At 73.3% G+C, this 1,114-nt stretch carries 1 protein-coding gene; it reads right to left on the bottom strand.

What is annotated here, in order from left to right; translation table 11 throughout:
- Positions 1–112 precede the first annotated feature (112 nt).
- A complete protein-coding gene (locus tag AOK08_RS42105; RefSeq protein ID WP_079054592.1) occupies positions 113–934 on the bottom strand; it encodes an AAA family ATPase in 822 nt (273 codons plus the stop codon).
- Positions 935–1,114: the final 180 nt, after the last annotated feature.

The following is a 1,114-nucleotide window of genomic DNA, read 5'->3' as shown; positions in this document are numbered from 1 at the left end:
GAAGGGGCGGCGGGGGCGACCACTCGTTTGGCCCACCCCTGGCCGACGGCCACCGCTCACCGCCCGCCAGGCACACCCCCTCAGACACGCGTACCCTGCCGCACTCCCCCCGCTACCACTTCGGCGGACTGGCCAGCAGCCGCGCGAGCACGTCGTCCAGCACCCGCGCCGTCGCCGCCACATCGAGCTGGGAGTTGTCGATGATCGGGAGACCGGAGCCGTACCAGCCCGCCATCCGCCCGTGAATACGCGCGACCTCCTCATCGCTGAGGCGCCGATTGCCGGAACGCTCGGCGTTGCGCTCCAGGACGACCTCCAGCCCCGGCAGCAGCACCACCGGCAGCAGACCGGGCCCCACATGCCGCTTCCACCCCCCGAGACCGACGACCGGACGGTCGGGAAACACCGCGTCGTCGAGGATGCACGAGATGCCGTTGGCAAGGAAGTTGCGCGCGGCGAAGCCACAGGTGCGGCGGGCGAGACGATACTGCGCCTCGGAATGGTCGTTCCACCCCGACTGGGGGTCGGCGAAGCCCGAGCGCACCCATTCGCGTACGTCGTCGAGGCTGATGTGCGCGGTCGAAACCCTGCGGTGGTCCGCCCAGTACTTGGCGACGCTTGTCTTCCCGGCGCCCGCGGGACCGATCAGCAGTACGGCCAGGGGCGCGGAGGTGGGATCGGCGGGGCCGGTGGCGGGCGGCGGGCCCGGCGTCGGGACGAAGTCGCCCTGCGGCAGCCGCATATGGCCGGTGGTGTCCGGCGCGGGCGGCACCGGAGCGTGCTGCGGAACGGGAGCATGCGGTGGAGCCGGGGCGTGCGGTGGAGCAGGAGCATGCGGTGGAACGGGAACGTGTGGCGGGGCAGGTGCATGCTGCGGAACAGGAGCGTGTTGGGGCGCGGGTATGTGTGGCGGCACAGGTGCGTGCTGAGGCACGGGCGGATGCTGAGCCTGCGGACCTGGTCCCGATGGCGCCCCCTGCCCCGAGTGCGCTCCAGACCCCGAAGACGCTCCGTGTCCCGAGGGCGCCGCCGGCCCCGAGGGCGCTCCCGGCCCCGAAGGAGTTCCCCCGGTGCAGACCGGGCCGGTGGCCGGTGGCCGGGGCGGGGGTGGGGG

Source organism: Streptomyces graminilatus, from assembly GCF_001418565.1.
GTDB lineage: Bacteria > Actinomycetota > Actinomycetes > Streptomycetales > Streptomycetaceae > Streptomyces > Streptomyces graminilatus.
The sequence above is the reverse complement of the archived record's forward strand: the minus strand, read 5'-3'. Positions and strand labels throughout refer to the sequence as shown.